The sequence below is a fragment of the Tardiphaga sp. genome (assembly GCF_041424195.1).
Classification (GTDB): domain Bacteria; phylum Pseudomonadota; class Alphaproteobacteria; order Rhizobiales; family Xanthobacteraceae; genus Tardiphaga.
On the sequence record NZ_JBGMOE010000143.1, the window covers coordinates 1 to 17,576 of the forward strand.

17 protein-coding genes and 1 tRNA gene are annotated in these 17,576 nt (G+C 62.0%); 16 read left to right on the plus strand and 2 right to left on the minus strand.

The window, feature by feature from the left end; all coding sequences use genetic code 11:
• The 5 genes from ACEK02_RS18875 to ACEK02_RS18895 form a co-directional block, all read left to right on the plus strand.
• Positions 1-870: DctP family TRAP transporter solute-binding subunit (locus ACEK02_RS18875; protein ID WP_371423105.1), on the plus strand; the 870-nt coding region annotated here is incomplete at its 5' end.
• A gap of 159 nt (positions 871-1,029) precedes the next feature.
• Positions 1,030-1,641 (plus strand): TRAP transporter small permease, encoded by a 612-nt coding sequence (locus ACEK02_RS18880; RefSeq protein WP_371423106.1) that lies wholly within the window; start codon positions 1,030-1,032, stop codon positions 1,639-1,641.
• A complete protein-coding gene (locus tag ACEK02_RS18885; RefSeq protein WP_371423107.1) occupies positions 1,638-2,963 on the plus strand; it encodes a TRAP transporter large permease in 1,326 nt (441 codons plus the stop codon). The genes ACEK02_RS18880 and ACEK02_RS18885 overlap by 4 nt, the downstream gene beginning before the upstream one ends.
• Before the next feature lie 116 nt (positions 2,964-3,079).
• Entirely contained in the window at positions 3,080-3,727 is a 648-nt protein-coding gene (locus ACEK02_RS18890) for a Spy/CpxP family protein refolding chaperone (protein ID WP_371423108.1), read from the plus strand.
• A gap of 173 nt (positions 3,728-3,900) precedes the next feature.
• Positions 3,901-3,976: transfer RNA gene (locus ACEK02_RS18895), tRNA-Lys, on the plus strand.
• Positions 3,977-4,140: 164 nt separating this feature from the next.
• Here ACEK02_RS18895 and ACEK02_RS18900 read toward each other — a convergent pair.
• Positions 4,141-4,281 carry a hypothetical protein gene (locus ACEK02_RS18900; RefSeq protein WP_371423109.1) on the minus strand — a complete coding sequence of 47 codons (141 nt, stop codon included), beginning with the start codon at positions 4,279-4,281 and terminating at the stop codon, positions 4,141-4,143.
• Positions 4,282-4,440: 159 nt separating this feature from the next.
• Between ACEK02_RS18900 and ACEK02_RS18905 the strand changes: the two genes are divergently transcribed.
• The 7 genes from ACEK02_RS18905 to ACEK02_RS18935 all read left to right on the plus strand — a co-directional run bounded on the left by ACEK02_RS18905 (position 4,441) and on the right by ACEK02_RS18935 (position 11,822).
• Positions 4,441-4,719: a hypothetical protein gene (locus tag ACEK02_RS18905; protein ID WP_371423110.1), complete on the plus strand. Its 279-nt coding sequence runs from the start codon at positions 4,441-4,443 to the stop codon at positions 4,717-4,719.
• 289 nt (positions 4,720-5,008) lie between these two features.
• A complete protein-coding gene (locus ACEK02_RS18910; RefSeq protein WP_371423111.1) occupies positions 5,009-5,695 on the plus strand; it encodes an MFS transporter in 687 nt (228 codons plus the stop codon).
• A complete protein-coding gene (locus ACEK02_RS18915) occupies positions 5,686-6,462 on the plus strand; it encodes an MFS transporter (RefSeq protein WP_371423112.1) in 777 nt (258 codons plus the stop codon). Before ACEK02_RS18910 ends, ACEK02_RS18915 begins: the two co-directional genes overlap by 10 nt.
• Positions 6,462-7,988, plus strand: coding sequence for an FGGY family carbohydrate kinase (locus ACEK02_RS18920; protein ID WP_371423113.1), 1,527 nt, complete (start codon positions 6,462-6,464; stop codon positions 7,986-7,988). Before ACEK02_RS18915 ends, ACEK02_RS18920 begins: the two co-directional genes overlap by 1 nt.
• Positions 7,989-8,003: 15 nt before the next feature.
• Positions 8,004-9,677, plus strand: a complete 1,674-nt coding sequence (locus tag ACEK02_RS18925) for an FAD-dependent oxidoreductase (protein ID WP_371423114.1) — start codon at positions 8,004-8,006, stop codon at positions 9,675-9,677.
• Positions 9,678-9,680: 3 nt separating this feature from the next.
• Positions 9,681-11,222 (plus strand): FAD-binding oxidoreductase, encoded by a 1,542-nt coding sequence (locus ACEK02_RS18930; RefSeq protein WP_371423115.1) that lies wholly within the window; start codon positions 9,681-9,683, stop codon positions 11,220-11,222.
• 15 nt (positions 11,223-11,237) lie between these two features.
• Positions 11,238-11,822, plus strand: a complete 585-nt coding sequence (locus tag ACEK02_RS18935) for a glycerol-3-phosphate responsive antiterminator (protein WP_371423116.1) — start codon at positions 11,238-11,240, stop codon at positions 11,820-11,822.
• 112 nt (positions 11,823-11,934) lie between these two features.
• Here the strand turns inward: ACEK02_RS18935 and ACEK02_RS18940 are convergent, their stop codons facing one another.
• Positions 11,935-13,107, minus strand: coding sequence for a LacI family DNA-binding transcriptional regulator (locus tag ACEK02_RS18940; RefSeq protein ID WP_371423117.1), 1,173 nt, complete (start codon positions 13,105-13,107; stop codon positions 11,935-11,937).
• A gap of 169 nt (positions 13,108-13,276) precedes the next feature.
• On the opposite strand from ACEK02_RS18940, the gene ACEK02_RS18945 reads away from it, so the two are divergent.
• From ACEK02_RS18945 to ACEK02_RS18960, 4 genes are read left to right on the plus strand one after another with little or no spacing between them, the layout of a single operon-like run.
• The gene (locus ACEK02_RS18945; RefSeq protein ID WP_371423118.1) at positions 13,277-14,356 is read left to right on the plus strand and encodes a maleylacetate reductase; all 1,080 of its coding nucleotides are present in this window, start codon (positions 13,277-13,279) and stop codon (positions 14,354-14,356) included.
• Positions 14,353-15,720, plus strand: coding sequence for an amidohydrolase family protein (locus ACEK02_RS18950; protein WP_371423119.1), 1,368 nt, complete (start codon positions 14,353-14,355; stop codon positions 15,718-15,720). The genes ACEK02_RS18945 and ACEK02_RS18950 overlap by 4 nt, the downstream gene beginning before the upstream one ends.
• Positions 15,717-16,634 carry an NAD(P)-dependent oxidoreductase gene (locus ACEK02_RS18955; protein WP_371423120.1) on the plus strand — a complete coding sequence of 306 codons (918 nt, stop codon included), beginning with the start codon at positions 15,717-15,719 and terminating at the stop codon, positions 16,632-16,634. The genes ACEK02_RS18950 and ACEK02_RS18955 overlap by 4 nt, the downstream gene beginning before the upstream one ends.
• A 9-nt stretch (positions 16,635-16,643) precedes the next feature.
• Positions 16,644-17,528 carry an intradiol ring-cleavage dioxygenase gene (locus ACEK02_RS18960; RefSeq protein WP_371423121.1) on the plus strand — a complete coding sequence of 295 codons (885 nt, stop codon included), beginning with the start codon at positions 16,644-16,646 and terminating at the stop codon, positions 17,526-17,528.
• Positions 17,529-17,576 lie beyond the last annotated feature (48 nt).

A 17,576-nucleotide genomic window follows, 5' to 3' on the forward strand; every position in this document is an offset into this window, starting at 1 on the left:
GACAAGTTCAAGGAACTCGCCGAGAAATACACCAATGGCAAGGTGAAGGTTGAGGTCTATCCGAACTCGCAGCTCTACAAGGACAAGGAAGAGGTCGAGGCGCTGCAGCTCGGCGCCGTGCAGATGCTGGCGCCGTCGCTCGCCAAGTTCGGCCCGCTCGGCGTCAAGGAATTCGAGGTGTTCGACCTGCCTTACATCCTGCCGGACAAGGCGGCGCTGACCCGCATCACCACCGGGCCGATCGGCAAGGGCCTGCTGGCGAAACTCGAGCCCAAGGGCATCAAGGGTCTCGCTTACTGGGACAACGGCTTCAAGATCATGACCTCGAACAAGCCGATGCATAAGGTCGCCGACTTCCAGGGCATGAAAATGCGCATCCAGTCGTCGAAGGTGCTGGAAGCCGAAATGCGCGCTCTCGGTGCGATCCCGCAGGTGCTGGCCTTCTCGGAAGTGTATCAGGCGATGCAGACCGGCGTCGTCGACGGCAACGAGAATACGCCGTCCAATGTCTATACGCAGAAGATGCACGAAGTGCAGAAGCACATGACGATCTCGAACCACGGCTATATCGGCTACGCGGTGATCGTGAACAAGAAGTTCTGGGACGGTCTGCCGGCCGACGTGAAGCCGCAGGTCGAGAAGGCGATGGATGAAGCCACTGCCTATGCCAACGGCCTGTCGCAGAAGGAAAACGACGACGCCATCGTCGCCATGAAGAAGGCCGGTACCACCACCTTCTACGAGCTGAAGCCGGAAGAGCGCGCCGAATGGATGAAGGCGATGGAGCCGGTGACCGCGGACATGGCGTCGCGCGTCGGCAAGGACCTGATCGCGGCGTTCCAGAAGGAAGCCAACGCCAAGACCAATTGAGGCGCAATGTAGCTTGAGACTTCATCCTGAGGAGCGGCCTGATTGGGCCGCGTCTCGAAGGGTGAGGGAACGACATTCATGGTTCGAGACGCGCGCCAGGAGGCGCGCTCCTCACCATGAGGCCGCCGCCAGGCGGCCAGGGGGAAGGGGACATATTCCGTGCGGTTCTTGTTACGCATCCTCGATCGTCTCGAGGAAACCCTGATCGCGACGCTGATCGGCGCCGCGACGGTGGTGATCTTCGTCGCCGTGGCGCATCGCTACACCACCGATTTCGTGGTGTCGTACCGCAATCTGCCCGGCGCGATGGCGGCCTACAAGTTTCTCGCCGGCATCCATCTGTCCTGGGCGCAGGAACTTTGCATCTACATGTTCGTGTGGATGGCGAAGTTCGGCGCCGCCTACGGCGTGCGCACCGGCATCCATGTGGGCGTCGATGTGCTGGTGCTGCAACTGCCGCCGAAATGGCGCAAGGGCACCATCCTGTTCGGCCTGCTGTGCGGCGCGCTGTTCACCGGCATCATCGGCACCATGGGCGCGAACTTCGTGATGGGTCTGTCGCAGACCGACCAGACATCGCCCGATCTCGAACTGCCGAGCTGGATCGTCTATCTCTGCATTCCACTCGGCTCCTATCTGATGTGCTTCCGTTTCCTGCAGGTCGCCTACAGCTATTTCCGCTTCGACGATCTGCCGCATCATGATCACAGCCATGTGGAGGGCATCGAGGTCGATACCGCAGTTGGTCCGACGCCGGAGGGCGTCCGATGACCACGCTGATTATCTTTGCGCTGCTGATTGCGTTGATGCTCACCGGCATGCCGATCTCGATCGCGCTCGGCCTGACGGTGCTCACCTTCCTGTTCTTCCTGACCCAGGTGCCGATCGAGGCGGTGGCGCTGAAGCTTTTTACGGGGATCGAGAATTTCGAGATCATGGCGATCCCGTTCTTCATCCTCGCCGGCAACTTCCTGACCCATGGCGGCGTCGCCCGGCGCATGATCAATTTCGCGACCTCGATGGTCGGGCACTGGTATGGCGGTCTCGGCCTCGCGGGCGTGATGGCCTGCGCGCTGTTCGCGGCGATCTCCGGCTCGTCACCGGCCACCGTGATCGCGATCGGCTCGATCCTGCTGCCGGCCATGGTCGCGCAGGGCTTTCCGAAGCGGTTCGGCGCCGGCGTCATCACGACGTCGGGCGCATTGGGTATCCTGATCCCGCCGTCGATCGTGATGGTGATCTATGCGGTGGCCACCGGCGGCAGCGTCGCGCTCGGCCCCGATGGCGCGCGCGTCACCTCGGCCTCCGTCGGCCAGTTGTTCATCGCCGGCGTCATTCCCGGCCTGATGCTGGCGACGCTGCTCGGCGCCACCACAGTGTATCGCGCCTGGAAGTTCGATTATCCGCGGCTGCCGCGGGCGTCATGGGGCGAACGCTGGAAGGCCTTCCGCGAATGTATCTGGGGCCTGCTGCTGATCTTCCTCGTGCTCGGCGGCATCTATCGCGGCTGGTTCACGCCGACGGAAGCCGCGGCGGTCAGCGCCGTCTATGCCTTCATCATCGCGGTGTTCGTCTACAAGGACATGGGCCTGAAGGACGTCCCACGGGTGCTGCTCGGCTCGGCCAGCATGAGCGCGATGATCCTCTACATCATCACCAATGCGGTGCTGTTCTCGTTCCTGATGACGTCGGAACAGATCCCGCAGCAGCTTACCGCCTGGATCGTCGACATGGGCGTCAACTGGTGGACGTTCCTGATCTTCGTCAACATCCTGCTGCTGGTCGCCGGCAATGTGATGGAAGCCTCATCCATCGTGCTGATCACCGCGCCGATCCTGTTTCCCATCGCGGTCAAGCTCGGCGTGCATCCGGTGCATCTCGGCATCCTGATGGTGGTCAATATGGAGGTCGGCATGTGCCATCCTCCTGTGGGCCTCAATCTCTATGTGGCTTCGGGCATCGCCAAGATGGGCATCACGGAACTCACCATCGCGGTGTGGCCGTGGCTGCTGACTATGCTGATGTTCCTCGTTGCGGTGACCTTCATCCCGGAGATTTCGCTGTGGCTGCCGCGTATGCTCGGGATGCTGTGACGAAATTGCGGCTGTAAATATTGCGGTGACACATCGCGAAACCACATGGCCAAAGTGTAAGTTGAAGGTCTGGCGGTGCAGGATCATCCTCAGGTGACTTTCCAAAGGAGGTTGTCATGAAGAAGATCTTGCTCGCCGGTGCTGCTGTCGCCGTGATCGCCGGTTCCACCGCGGTCTATGCCCAGCATCGGCCTTGGATGCATCATCAAGCGCAAATGAATCCGGAAGACCGGGCCGCCTTCGCCGATGCGCGCATCGCCGCCGTCAAGGCCGGGCTCAAGCTGACGCCGGACCAGGAGAAGCTGTGGCCGGCGGTGGAGAGCGCGGTGCGCGATTTCGCCAAGCTGCGCATCGACCGCGCCAATGCGCGGATGGAAGAGCGCAAGAATCGCGACGATAGTGCCAAGGGACCGGAGACGCCGGACAATCCGGTCGCCCGCCTGCAGCAGCGCGCCAACGACATGGCCACGACAGCTGCGGCGCTGAAGAAGATCGCCGATGCGGCCGATCCGCTCTACAAGACCCTGGACGATGGCCAGAAGCGCCGTCTGGCAGTGCTGACCCATATGGGCCGCGGCTTCGGCGGGGAGGGCTGGCGCCAGCGCGGCCCGCGTTCCGGCTATGAGCGCGGCAGCTTCGAAGGCGAGGGATTCGGCCCGCGCGGCTTCGATCGCCCGCGCTTCGGCGACCATCATGACCGCGGTCCCGGCGGCCCCGGCGACAGATTCGACCGCGACGCCGCGCCAGACGCCGAACGGCTCTGACGCAACGCTGTTTTCCACTGCCGCAATAACGAAGAAGCCGCTGAATCCCAGCGGCTTTTTCGCATTTTTGCGAATGCGAAATTCGGTGCATTTTTTGTGACAGCGTCGCTGGACATCCCCGGATCGCTTTGCTAAACGACGCCGTCCCCACGGGGATATCCGGATCTGGATCCGGGCGCATAGCTCAGTTGGTAGAGCAGGTGACTCTTAATCACCGGGTCCTAGGTTCGAGCCCTAGTGCGCCCACCATTAAATCTCAACAAATCAATTTGTTAGAATTTCGGTGGCCAGTCATTCCGAACGGGTTTCGGTTTTCATTCCGACCTGACACGCCGTCCCAGCCGACGCCACATAGACGCACGCACCCCCGCCTTCTTCAGGTAGCCTTCAAGGGCAGTGTGTAGCCCCCCAAATCAACCCGCCACATCCTTCTGCTGATCGTGTTCCGCCCGTCGTTCAGTCGCCGGCTCTGCTTCATGAGCGGACGTCTCGATCCACACCTTGGCGCGCGAGCCGATCGGCGTCGTATCGGTGATCACCGGCCGATGCATCATGAAGTTTGGCGGGCATGCGCTTGATCGCGGACTTCAGAGCCGTGTGCTTTTGCTTCGAGGTCGTGTCCCCACCCGTTGCATGTGGCTGCCCCTGTGGCACGATGAGGCAACAACCGGCATTGGGTTTGTGCACAAATGATATTTGAGCCAATTCGATTGATGCCTGATGCACCCGGGCAAACCCCGGCGAAGAACCGCACGATCTTTTCTCTCCTGGCGGCGATTAGATGGGTCCAGCGCTACGTCGACAGCGAAGCCAAGACCACACCGCGATGGGCGAAGCTGATCGCTGTTTTGAACGAGGCGACCCTGGGGCAAATTGAGCCGCCCGAAGTTCGGACCGCGCTCCATGTCGCCTTGATGGCTGAAGGGTGGGCGATGCCGGACGAGCTTGAGCAACCCGATGTATTTTCGTCTACGCATACGGACCTCCCGTAGAGCTGGCCGGAACGTAACCGGGTAACGCTGCGGCTTGATGCGTGACTGAATCCCCGAACATGGCTAGCGAAGCTGGTCATCATCAGACGTCAGCTCTCTTCGCGGATCGCGCGCGCGTCTGCGGCGCTCCGTTCAACTAATTTGCGTTGACGCGTTGACACCTTCAGCAGGTCGCCCTAGGTTGCCCGCACAGAAGCAAGATTTAAGACTGTCTGTAAGATGGTCATCTTGCACGTCTATACTTTGCTTTGACCTCCTTACAGATCAAAATTCTGGGGAGGAAAGCAAAATGAAATCAACAACAACAATGAAGTTGCGTGGCGTGGACGACATCCTGTCGTTCATCGATTCACGCACTGGTATCAACGGCCGTGCCGGCGTCATCTGGTGGCTGGCCCTCGGCGGGCTTTTTCTTGACGCTTTCGCCAATTCCGCTTTGAGCGCAGGCCTCGGGCCGATGACCCGTAATCTCCAGCTCACGGCTGCGCAGGTTGCTCTACTGACATCCTTTGCGTCCTGGGTCGCCATCGCGTTCAACCCGATCGGTGGCTGGATGGCCGATCGCTGGGGGCGTGTCGTGCCTCTTGTCACTGCGAAGGTGCTGGCGATCGTCGGCGCCTTGCTGGTGGTCTTCGCGTCGAATTTCGAGACGATCATCGTCGGACGTTTCTTCGTCGGCGCCGCCTATGGCATCGATTTCGCGATCGCGATGGCCGTGCTCGCGGAATTTACGCCGGCGCGCCTCCGAAGCCGGCTCAATACCTGGCAGGGGATGTGGTACACCGCTGTTTGTACCAACCTGCTGCTCGCGCTGCTGTTCTTCTCATGGGACGTAGGTGACACGATCTGGCGTTACTCGGTCGCTGCGACGGCCATTTTCGCCATTGCGATCCTGATCCTGCAGTATTCTTTCCTGGTCGAGAGCCCGATCTGGCTCGCGCGCAAGGAGCGTCTGGATGAGCGGCCATGGCCATGACCCGCATCTACGGTCAGGCCTTCGTGGCTGCTTCGGCCGCAGAGCGCATTCCGGTCCTGAACCAGGCGCGTCGCGGCTTCGCGAATGTCGCCCTGATCTTCCGCGGCGTCTATCTGCCGCGCACGATCCTTGCCGCCACGGTGCAGATTGGACAGTCTATCCAGTACTTCGCTGTCGGCTGGTATCTCCCGCTGATCAGCGCTGCGCTGTTCGGCAAGGACTTCATCTATGCGACGCTCGGTGCGCTGATGTTCAACGTATTCGGCATTTTCGGCGGCTTCCTGTCGCCAACGATCGGGCGGGTGTTCGGGCTGCGCATAGCATCGGCCGTGGGCTTCGCCGCAGTATTCGTCATGCTGCTGATCCTCGGCCTGTTCAGCGACAAGATGCCGATCTGGCTGGCGGCGATCGTGCCGTCGCTGTTCATCCTGTTCCACTCCGGTGGCCCGGGCGCGAACGGCAAGAGCCTGTCATCGCTGTCGTTCCGCAGCGAACTTCGCGCCGGTGCCAATGGCGTGATCGGCGCTTTGGGATCGATCGGTGCTGCGCTGGGACTGCTGGTCTTCCCGCTGTTCCGTGAATGGTATGGTCTCAACCATACGTTCCTGATCCTGTCGGCCGTTCCGCTGATCGCGAGCATCATCTGCTTCTCGATCAAGTGGGATCCGACGCGGACCGCCATCAATCCCGACAACGAGGCAGGCGCGCCGCAATTCGCCGACGATACACGTCCTGTCAGCGCCGCGCTGCAGCCGTCGAAGTCCTGATGACCGGTCAGCTCAAAGACGTGATCCTGGCCATCGACGAGGGAACGTCCGGCACCCGTGCCGCGACGGTCTCCGCCGACGGCGACGTGTCTTGCCTCGAATATCTGTCACTCGAGGTCGACACGCCGCGACCAGGCGTCGTCGAGCAGGATGCGAATGCGATCCTCGAGAAAACTGTGGCGGCCTGTCGCGCGACCATCGCACAGGCCGGGCAGGCGGGATTGCGGATCGTCGCATTGGCGATCGCCACCCAGCGCGCGACCAGCGTGTTATGGGACAAGAACACCGGGCGGGCACTTGTGCCCGCCATGGTCTGGCAGGACACGCGCTATGCCAGCGAGTTGAACAAACTTGCTCCGGCCTGGGATGCAACTCTTGCCAGGCAGGTCGGACGCGCAGGCGGGGTCCGCTCGCCCTATCTGTGGGCGGCGCGGCACATCCGCGATACCGCGGAGGTCGCCAAGGCCTTTGCCGAAAAGCGACTGTGTTTCGGCACGGTCGATACCTGGCTGCTGTGGCATCTGTCGCGCGATCGCATCTATGTAACAACGCCCACCAATGCCACATCGGCTGGCGCCTACGTGCTTGCCGAGCATCGCTATCAACGCGACTGGCTCAATGCGCTCGCATTTCCACAGGAGTTGCTGCCCGAGCTGCGCTCGGATGCGGACGATCTTGGACGGACCGATCCGGCGCTGCTCGGAATCGATGTCCCGATTCTGGCAAGCATGGGTGACCAGCATGCCGGTGCGATCGGTCTCGGATGTCTTGATCGCGGACAGGCCATGTGCATCCACGGGACCGGCAGCTTCGTTGATCTGATCATCGGGCCAGAACAGCCGGCCAAAGCGGGCCTGTTTGCCGGCACCACGACCATGGTCGCGCGCCGCAGGAACGGTCAGTCGCAATTCGCCGTCGAGACATTCGCGGCGACGACGGGATCCGCGCTCGACTGGGTTTGCGAGAAATTGCATTGGTTCGAGAGCGCGACAGAGATCAGCCGGTTCGCCGCCGAGGTCCAGTCGTCGAATGGCGTGACCTTCATTCCCGCGCTGACGGGCCTGCGGACGCCCGACATGCAGCCCAACGCACGCGCATCGCTGACCGGGATTTCGATGGCATCGACGCGACCGGAAGTCGCCTATGCCATCCTCGAGGGGATCGCGCATTCCGTCGCGAGCTGTCTCGAATCCGACCGTGACATGTCGGGAGTCGATGTCGCGGAACTGATCGTCGGCGGCGGCTTATCGGCCAGCGATCCATTGTTGCAGATGCAGGCGGATCTGATCGGCGTGCCGATCCGGCGCAAGCCGAATACGGCGCGTGCGACATTGCGTGGAGTGGCCTATCTCGCAGGTTCGTCCGGTCTGTTCTGGGACGACATCCCGCGCAGCAAGGTATTCGCAACCGAAGAGCAGGTCTTCGAGCCGAAAATGGCGACCGATATGCGGGCCGAACGTCGCGCGCTGTGGCATGCGCGTATCAAATCCGAACTCGAACATGCCGAAGCGTTCGGGGCGTACTAGACGGAACTATAGACCATGAACTTTTTTCCATCGCTGAAACCCAATCGCGAGCGCGCCGAAATGACCGGCGTGACGCCTTTCGCTTTCGTGCGCAGCGAACATCTGGCACGGCTGGAGAGTGATCGCTTCGATATCCTCATCATCGGCGGCGGCGTGACCGGAGCCTATGCGGCGCTGGATGCGAGCCTGCGCGGCTTCCGCGTGGCGCTCGTCGAGAAAGACGATTTCGCGTCGGGAACATCCTCCAAGTCGTCAAAGATGGTTCATGGCGGCCTGCGCTATATCGAGCAGGGCAATCTCGGTCTGGTGCGCCATTCGCTGCTGGAACGTCAGCGGCTTCGGCGCAACGCACGGCATCTGGTGCAGCGGTTGCCGTTCCTGTTTCCGATCCTCGAAAAGGACGGCGTCTTCGACAAGCGCTTTGCTCGGGCATTCGAGAGTCTGCTGTGGACATATGACCTCGCCGGGGGCTGGCGTGAAGGCATTCTGCATCAGCGCCTCAGCAAGGCGGAGGTGCTGTCGCATTGTCCGACCTTCAAGGACGACAACCTGATCGGAGGGTTGATGTATTTCGACGCGCGCGTCGACGACGCGCGTCTGACGCTGAACCTGGCGCGCACGGCCGCCTATCACGGCGCAGCGATCGCCAATCATACGAAGGGTGTCGAGATCACCCGCAGCAATCATGGCAAGGTCACCGGTGCCGTCGTGCAGGCCGATGGGCGTGAGATCAACGTCCGTGCCGCAGCCGTCGTCATGGCTACCGGCGTGTGGCTACGCGACTGGAGCGGCATCAGGAAAGGCGAGGAACGCAAGCTGGAGATCCGTCCGGCAAAGGGCGTCCACGTTGCCATCCCCTGGCTGAAGATCCGCAATGACTGCACCGTGACGATCCCGGTGCCCGGCCGCAGCCGGCGCGCCACGATCACACGCTGGGGCAACGTCTCCTATCTCGGCACGACCGATGAGGACTATCAGGGCGATCTCGATGACGTGCATTGCACGCGCCAGGAACTCGACTTCCTGCTCGAAGGTGCACGGTCGGCACTAAAGACGGATTTGGGGCCCGAAGACGCCGTTGGCAGTATCGCAGGATGCCGGCCGCTGGTCGCGCCCCCCGGTGGCAAGACGCTGGAGATCAAGCGTAATCACAAGATCCAGATCGCAGATGACGGACTCATCACCATCGTCGGCGGCAAGCTGACGACTTCACGGCATATGGCCGAGCAGACCATCGATGCCGCGCAGAAAGTGATCGAGAAGAGCGGGAAGTGCCAAACCAAGAAGGCCTATCTGCTCGGCGCCGCCGGCTATGACGCGCAGGCCATCACCGCCACAGGCGGTATGCAGGCACATCTCGGCGAGCGCTATGGCACCGAGGCGCGCTTCGTCAGCGATATTCTTCAGGCCGATCCTGCCTCTGCCGTGCCGATCGTCGAAGGCCTGCCGCATAGCGAGGCCGAGGTGATCTATGCGGTGCGCCATGAGATGGCCGGCACCGTCGATGACGTGCTGTCGCGCCGCATGCGTGCCCGCATGAATGCGCGTGACGCATCGGCGCGCGCGGCCGCGCGCGTCGGCCGGATCCTGCAGTCCGAACTGGGACTGTCCGAACAGATTGTTGCGCAACAGGTAGCCGACTACACGGCCGGCGTTGCGCGCGAGAAATCCATTCTTCTGGGAGAGTAGAAAATGCTGAGCAAAGATGCCATCCGTCGCGGTTACAATCGCGGCAAATACGTTGTCGGCGCGCATACGCCACCGGCCTATGTCGCGCGCGTCAAGGAGACGTCGTCAACGCCCGGTTTGCAGCGCGATCCCGTCGCGGTCGGTCCCGACATCATTGCGGCGCTGCGCAAGGCGGCGGACCACGTCATCACCGAGACCCCGGATGTTGTGGCCTGGACCCGCGACTGGTGGGCGGGATCGATGATGACCGAAACTGCCGGGAAGCCGGCAACGCCGAATGCGGTCGTCGTCCGCGTGTCGTCCGTTGCGCAGGTGCAAAGCGTGATGCGGATCGCAAACGACGGCGGCATCCCCGTGACGGTTTCCGCCGGGCGCAGCAACGTTACCGGCGCCGCATTGCCAGTCCGCGGCGGTATCGTGCTTGATCTCTGCGACCTCAACAAGCTCATTGGCTTCGATGAGCAGAGCCAGATCGTCGAGGTCGAGGCCGGCATGTTCGGCGACGTCTTCGAGAACACGATCCAGCGCGACTACAAGATGACCATGGGCCATTGGCCGTCGTCCTTCGGCATCAGCACCGTGGGCGGCTGGGTCGCTTGCCGTGGAGCCGGACAGCTCTCCACACGCTACGGCAAGATCGAGGATATGGTGTTCGGCATGGACGTCGTGCTTGCGGATGGTCGGCTGATTACCGTCGGCGGCTATTCGCGCGCAGCCGTCGGGCCGGATTTGCTGCAGTTGTTCATCGGTTCGGAAGGCACGCTGGGCGTCGTCGTGAAGATCCGGTTCAAGCTGCACAGGCTGCCGGATTACGGCCGTGCCATCGCTTATAGCTTCAAGACCTTCGCGGTCGGCCTCGAAGCCTGCCGGCAGATCATGCAGCGCGGGGCCAATCCGGCAGCGCTCCGGCTCTATGACGAGCTTGAGAGCGGCGTCCAGTTCGGCATGCCGAAGAGCAATGTGCTGCTGATAGCCGATGAGGGCGCGCCCGAGATGGTCGATGCGGTGATGGCGATCAGCGAAACAGCTTGCGCAGAGCTCGGCGACAAACTGGACAGCGAGGCGATCCTCGAGCGCTGGCTCGACACCCGCTATCTCACCGGCAAGAGCGCGGAAGGCTTCACGCCAAGCCCGGGCTTCGTTGCCGACACGCTGGAAATGATCGGGCCATGGCGCGATCTGCCGGCGATCTATGATGAGGTCGTCAAGGCCATCAATGCCGTTCCGGGCACGCTGGCCGGATCGGCGCATCAGTCGCATGCCTATGTCGATGGTGCCTGTCTCTACTTCTCGCTGCGCGGCGAGGTCGAGGTGGAAAACCGGCAAAAGTGGTACCGTCAGGCGTGGGATGCAGCCAATGCCGTCATCATCAAATATGAAGCGACGTTGAGTCACCATCACGGCGTCGGCCTGCTTCGCGCGCCCTATATGGCGGATTCGTTGGGCTCGGCGTTTTCAGTCCTCGAAACGGTGAAGGCGGCCTTCGACCCGAAGAATATCCTGAATCCCGGGAAACTCGGATTGAGTGACAAAGTCAACGCGTAACTTTAGACTGAGGCCATGGATAAATCTCTGGCCTTGCGCCTGACAAGGCACCCCGTGATAGCAACGCTTTATGGCGCCGAGCTCGTCGAGGAATTCCTCGGCGGCGAGGCGGAGATAGCGATCGTTGCCAATTTCGAGTTGCGAAAGCTCGGGGCGGTCATCAAGGCACTTGTCGATGCCGACAAGTATCCTGTCGTGAATATCGACAGCTCCGATGGTCTGTCGCAGGACAAGGGCGGCATCGACTATCTCGTCGAGATCGGCGCTAAAGGCGTCGTCTCGACGCGGGTGGCGACCATTCAGCGCGCGAAGAAATCAGGGCTGGTTGCTATCCAGAAAGTCTTCGTGACGGATCGCTCGACCTTTCCGAGGAGCGTAGCCGCCCTCGGGCAGAGCGAGCCCAATCTTGTGCAGCTGATGCCGGCGCCGATGCTGTCCTACGTGCCCGCTCAGCATCGAAAAGCAATGCCGCCGATCATTGCATCAGGCTTCATTTGCGATCGCGGTCATGTGCTGGATGCCATCAAGAACGGCGCTGTCGCGGTATCGACCAGCGATGAAAAGCTTTGGCGGCTGAACGGAAAAGCGCTCCGCGGCTGATGGCTGCATGCCGAGGGGGGTAGTGGACCTCGCGTGTTGCTCTTGGACAGCAAATTCGGATCAGTCGCAGGCGCCTTTCGATGCCACCGCCGCAGAGCGTATCAGGTTTCGCTTAGCTTTGTCGGGACCGTATTCTGACGTCCCTTTTGGCCGTGTCAGAAAAATCTGACGAGCGTGCCCTGGTCGGAAGCTTGATCGCAGCGACAGAATCCCGCGCGAGCAAAACCGGCTTCAGCACGATCCGATCGTTCTGAACCGGCGTTCCCTTGATCATCGCAATAAGGATGTGAGACGCCTGCGTTCCCAGCTCCGCAGTCGGCGTACTGATAGTCGTTAGCGCCGGTGCGATCGCATCCATGAAAAGCATGTCGTTCATGCCGATCAGCGAGATGCTGCCGGGACATGAAATGCCCCTGTTTCTCAGGTGCCGAAGGCAACCTACGGCCAGCATGTCGTTGCCGGCCACAATCGCCGTAATATCGTGGTTCTCCGCCAGCAAACGTTCGCATGCGAACTGGCCTTCCTCGACCGTAAAGGCCTCACCGAAAACGGCCGTGGGCGCAACTCCGTCTTGAGCCAAGGCTTTGCAAGCGCGCCGGAAACCGCGATAGCGGTGATAACCCGTCGACACGTTTTGAGGGCCGCCGACATGAGCGATATGCCTGTGTCCATGTTCGGCGAGATGATGGACTGCCAGTTCCATTGCCTTGGCGTCATCGACCCGGACGCTCGGAACGAATTCGCTTTCAGGATCGCGAAATACTGCGACGACGGGGATATTGGCCTCGACGCAGGCCGCGATACCAGGATCATTTCGCTCGAAGGTCGCAACGATCAACCCCTCGACGCCTTGCTGGATGAAGCGATCGATCAGCGCGGCCTGCCGGAGCGGATGGTTGTCGGTATTGCCGACGATGGTGACGTATCCAATCTCGGCGAATCTGTCTTCGATCGCTCGAACAATTGGCGGATGCACGGGGTCGCCCAGATTTGAAACGATGACGCCAACGGTACGAGATCTTTGCGTACGGAGTGCCGATGCCATGGCATTCGCGCGGTAGCCGAGTTTCTTCGCGCAGGCCTCGACGCGTTCGATCATCTCCGGCGAGATCAGATGCCGCTTCTCGGGATTGAGCCCGCGCGAAACGGTCGACCAATGAACGCCGGCGCACTTCGCGACATCAATGATCGTCTTGCGCGACGACCGCTCCTGAAGGGAGAGGGATGACGTCTTGGTGGTCTTGGTTTTTTTGGGCATCGCCATCCAGCTGTTCGCGCGCGTCATCGTATCCGCTAACGATCACGTGAGAATGCCTCATCTTGCACAGGATGACAAACGTGTGCAGAGTTTCTTGACAAACGTGTGCACGAGAACAATGGTAGTGAAACTCTGCGGCACTTTCTTGGTGCAATGCAGCAGAAGCGCGCCAACGGCGTCGACGATCAGGGATGGAATGATGGAGAGCTTCGTCTATCAGGCGGCGCCCATGCGGGTCGTCTTCGGCTCGGGACGGCTGGCAGATCTGGCCGCCGAGCTCGACCGACTCGGCGTTAAGCGCGCGCTGGTTCTGACGACCGCCCAGCAGAAATCTCACGGCGAGCAGATTGCCGCTCTGATCGGTGACCGCGCTGCGGGGGTCTATGCGGGCGCCGTGATGCATACGCCGGTTGATGTGACCGAACTTGCAATGCAGCAGGTCAGGCTGCTCCAGGCGGACGGCATCGTCGCGGTGGGCGGTGGTTCGACCATCGGGCTAGGCAAGGCGATCGCGCTACGGACCGACTTGCCGCAAATCGTCGTACCGACCAGCTATGCCGGGTCCGAAATGACGCCGATCCTGGGTGAGACCCGCGAGGGACTGAAGACCACGCAATCGAGCCCGAAGATACTTCCCGAAACGGTCATCTATGACGTCGATCTGACGCGCACATTGCCGCCAGCATTTGCGGTGACGTCGGGCGTCAATGCAATCGCTCACGCTGTCGAAGCGCTCTATGCGCGCGATGCCAATCCGGTCGTGTCATTGATGGCGGAAGAGGGCATCCGCCTGTTCGCCGGCGCGCTGCCGAGGCTCGCGGCTGGTGAGGACGACGCGACGGCGCGCGATGATGCCCTGCGTGCTGCCTGGTTGTGCGGCGCCTGTCTCGGCGCCGTCGGCATGGGACTGCACCACAAGCTGTGCCATACGCTGGGGGGCACGTTCAATCTGCCGCATGCCGAGACCCATACGGTGATCCTGCCGCATGCGATGGCCTATAATGCTCCCGCCGTGCCGGTTGCGGCGGCTCGGGTCGCGCGCGCATTGGGCGCCGGACAGGCCGCGCTGGGATTGTTCGATCTCACGCAGGGCCTCGGCGCCAAAGTCGCGTTGCGCGATCTGGGAATGCCGGAGGATGGCATCGAGCGCGCCGCCGATCTTGCCGTCAGCAATGCCTACTGGAATCCGCGGCCGCTGGAACGCAACGCCATCCGCGATCTGATCGCGCGGGCCTGGGCGGGCGAGCCTCCTGTCGTTGAGGAAACAGTGCGATGACGGCGATGCGCACGCTCATCAGATCCGCGACGATCCTTTCGATGGATGATGCGATCGGCGATCTTACGCAGGCGGACCTGCTGGTGGAGGGGGATCGCATCGTTGACATCCGGCCGGGCCTCGATGCCGGTGATGCGGAGATCGTCGATGGTCGTGGCCGCATCGTCATTCCCGGCCTCATCAATGCGCATATGCATACCTGGCAGACCGCCTTGCGCGGCTTCTCCGCGAACTGGACGCTGCCTGAATATTTCCGCCGGATGCATGCGGGACTGGCCACGGTCTTCCGTCCCGAAGATATCCATATCGGCACGCTGATGGGGGCGCTGAACCAGATCAATTGCGGCACCACCACGCTGGTTGACTGGTGTCACAACAACCCAACGCCTGCGCACAGTGATAGCGCCGTCGCGGCGCTGAAGGAAAGCGGCATCCGTGCCGCCTTCTTCCACGGCTCGCCGAAACCGGAGGCCGCGCCGGGGCGGCCGCACTTCTCCGAAGTCCCGCATCCGCGCCACGAGGTCGAGCGCTTTCTGGCAGGGGCACTGTCCAACCGCAGCGACCGCGTCACGCTCGGGCTTGCGATTCTCGGCCCGCATTATTCGACCATGGATGTTGCCATCCATGATTTCGAACTGGCGCGTGAGTTCGGTCTAATTGCCTCGATGCATCAGGGCGGAGGCCCGGCCAAGACGCCGGAGGGCTGGGCGAGGCTGATCGCAGCCGGTCTCGTCGGTCCCGGCATCAACATCGTGCACGGCAACGATCTTCCGGACGATCTGCTGCGCCAGCTTGTCGATCTCGGCGTGTCGTTCTCGGTGACCCCGGAAAACGAGATGAATCAGGGCCATGGCTACCCGATCACCGGACGGCTGTTGGAGCTGGGATCACGGCCATCGCTTGGCGTCGATCTGGAATCGGTGCTGCCCGGCGACATGTTCAACGTGGGTCGCGTCGCACTGTCGATGCAGCGTGCGCTGGACAACGCCGAGAGTCGGCAGGCCACGGGTGCCATCCCCGCCGCCACGACGATCACGACGCGTGAGGCATTGCGCTGGATCACCATCGAGGGCGCCCGCATGCTCGGGCGTGACGACAGTATCGGCTCGCTCACACCGGGCAAGAAGGCGGATCTGGTCGTCATCAATGCCACCGACCTTAACCTCTGGCCGGTCCATGATCCGGTTTCCACAGTTCTGATGCAGTCCAGCATCGCCAATGTCGAGGCGGTCATGATCGACGGCATCTGGCGCAAGCGAGGCGGACGCCTGCTGGCGGAGAACCTCGATCACAAGAAGAATGAACTCGAGCGATCTGGTATGCGCATCGTCTCCGAGATCGAACGTCAGGAGAAAGCGGCATGACAGTTCCGTCCAAAGATCAAGCACAGGCCGTGGCCTGGATCGGTGTTGGCAAGATGGGCTTGCCGATTGCGGGCCGTATGGTGGAGGCCGGTGTTCGTGTCACCGGTTACGACCCGGGCCAGCAGCGCATGGTGTTGGCCCGGCAGCTTGGGCTTCAAACCGCCAGCTCAGCCGCAGACGCTGCCGCGAACCACTCCATCATCTTCACATCGCTGCCAGACGATGCGGCGCTGCGGGCGGTGTTGCTCGGGCCTGACGGTCTGCTGAACAAGCTGGCGCCTGGCGTATGTCTGATCGAGACCAGCACGGTGAGCGCCGAGATATCGGCTGAAGTCGGTGTCGCGGCCGAGGCAAGGGGCGTGGCCTATCTGCGCGCTCCGGTGTCCGGCAACGCAGCCATCGCGCATACCGGCGCGCTGACCTGCTTCGTGTCAGGGCCGCGCGACGCGTTCGATGCGATTCAGCCGGTGCTGGCGACGTTCACGCGGGCGCAGACCTATCTCGGCGTGGCCGAGGAGGCGCGATTTGCCAAGCTCGCGGTCAACCTGATGATCGCGGTGTCCGCCGGAATGATGGCCGAAAGCCTCGCGCTGGCGCGCAAGGGCGGGATCTCCTGGCCGGACATCCTGAAGGTCCTGGACGATAGCGCCGTTGCCTCGCCGATGGTGAAGTACAAGACGCCGCCGCTGGCCACGCGCAACTTCGACTCCACCTTCTCGTGCCGCCAGATGGCCAAGGATCTCGACCTCATCATCGGCGCCGGTCACCACGTCGGCGTGCCGCTGCAACTCGCAGCGCAGGTGCGGGAAATCTACGGATCGCTTGTTGCACAGGGCGATGGCGAATCCGACTTCATCGCCACTGTGCGCCATGTCGAACGACTATCCGGTCTTGGCGAACCGAAACTGGGATGAGAGGTGGCCATGCGGAATTTCAACGAGAACACCATTACCGACGCCGTACTGGATCGCATCACGGATGCCGGACAGCCGCGGATCAGGCAGATCAGCGAGGCGCTGGTCCGCCATCTGCATGCCTTCATCCGGGAGGTTCGGCCGACCCAGCGGGAATGGGAGCAGGGCATCGAATTCCTGACGCGCACCGGTCATATGTGCGACGATAAGCGCCAGGAGTTCATCCTGCTTTCGGATACGCTCGGCGTGTCGATGCTGGTCGATGCTATCAATCATGGCGCCGAGGATGGCGTGACGGACACGACCGTACTCGGGCCGTTCTTCGTCCAGGCGGCCCCGGAGAAGAAACTCGGCGATGACATCTCCGGCGGCATGGAGGGCGATCCGATGATCGTGACAGGCTCGGTCTCGACACCGGACGGCAAGCCGATCGCAAACGCCACAATCGACGTCTGGCACTCGGACGACGACGGTTACTATGACGTCCAGCAGCTCGACAAAATCGGCGATCTGGCGATGCGGGCGCGGTTTCATGCCGATGCCGAGGGCCGTTTCCGGTTCTGGTCGATCAAGCCGGCAGCCTATCCGATCCCGCATGACGGGCCGGTCGGCGATATGCTCACGGCTCAGGGGCGTCATCCGTGGCGGCCTGCCCATGTGCACTTCATGATCTCGGCGCCTGGCTTCGAGCAACTGGTGACCCATGTGTTCGTCGCGGGCGACAAGTATCTCGACTCCGATGTCGTCTTCGGCGTCAAGGATACGCTCATTCGCGAATTCGTCCGGAAAGATGCTGGCGAAGCTCCCGACGGGCGCATGCAGAACACGCCATACTATCATTTGAACTACGATTTCGGTTTGAAGCCAGACGCCAACAAGGCGCATGCTGTCTAGCTAACAATGCGCATCAAGGGCCGCAGAGCCTGAGCGCTGATCTGGAAG

What these genes read in the sequence shown, in the direction of transcription:
- ACEK02_RS18885 (WP_371423107.1), top strand. Translation starts at nt 1,638, where the DNA reads ATGACCACGCTGATTATCTTTGCGCTGCTGATTGCGTTGATGCTCACC.
- ACEK02_RS18890 (WP_371423108.1), top strand. Translation starts at nt 3,080, where the DNA reads ATGAAGAAGATCTTGCTCGCCGGTGCTGCTGTCGCCGTGATCGCCGGT.
- ACEK02_RS18900 (WP_371423109.1), bottom strand. Translation starts at nt 4,281, where the DNA reads ATGATGCATCGGCCGGTGATCACCGATACGACGCCGATCGGCTCGCGC.
- ACEK02_RS18905 (WP_371423110.1), top strand. Translation starts at nt 4,441, where the DNA reads ATGCCTGATGCACCCGGGCAAACCCCGGCGAAGAACCGCACGATCTTT.
- ACEK02_RS18910 (WP_371423111.1), top strand. Translation starts at nt 5,009, where the DNA reads ATGAAATCAACAACAACAATGAAGTTGCGTGGCGTGGACGACATCCTG.
- ACEK02_RS18915 (WP_371423112.1), top strand. Translation starts at nt 5,686, where the DNA reads ATGGCCATGACCCGCATCTACGGTCAGGCCTTCGTGGCTGCTTCGGCC.
- ACEK02_RS18920 (WP_371423113.1), top strand. Translation starts at nt 6,462, where the DNA reads ATGACCGGTCAGCTCAAAGACGTGATCCTGGCCATCGACGAGGGAACG.
- ACEK02_RS18925 (WP_371423114.1), top strand. Translation starts at nt 8,004, where the DNA reads ATGAACTTTTTTCCATCGCTGAAACCCAATCGCGAGCGCGCCGAAATG.
- ACEK02_RS18930 (WP_371423115.1), top strand. Translation starts at nt 9,681, where the DNA reads ATGCTGAGCAAAGATGCCATCCGTCGCGGTTACAATCGCGGCAAATAC.
- ACEK02_RS18935 (WP_371423116.1), top strand. Translation starts at nt 11,238, where the DNA reads ATGGATAAATCTCTGGCCTTGCGCCTGACAAGGCACCCCGTGATAGCA.
- ACEK02_RS18940 (WP_371423117.1), bottom strand. Translation starts at nt 13,107, where the DNA reads ATGACGCGCGCGAACAGCTGGATGGCGATGCCCAAAAAAACCAAGACC.
- ACEK02_RS18945 (WP_371423118.1), top strand. Translation starts at nt 13,277, where the DNA reads ATGATGGAGAGCTTCGTCTATCAGGCGGCGCCCATGCGGGTCGTCTTC.
- ACEK02_RS18950 (WP_371423119.1), top strand. Translation starts at nt 14,353, where the DNA reads ATGACGGCGATGCGCACGCTCATCAGATCCGCGACGATCCTTTCGATG.
- ACEK02_RS18955 (WP_371423120.1), top strand. Translation starts at nt 15,717, where the DNA reads ATGACAGTTCCGTCCAAAGATCAAGCACAGGCCGTGGCCTGGATCGGT.
- ACEK02_RS18960 (WP_371423121.1), top strand. Translation starts at nt 16,644, where the DNA reads ATGCGGAATTTCAACGAGAACACCATTACCGACGCCGTACTGGATCGC.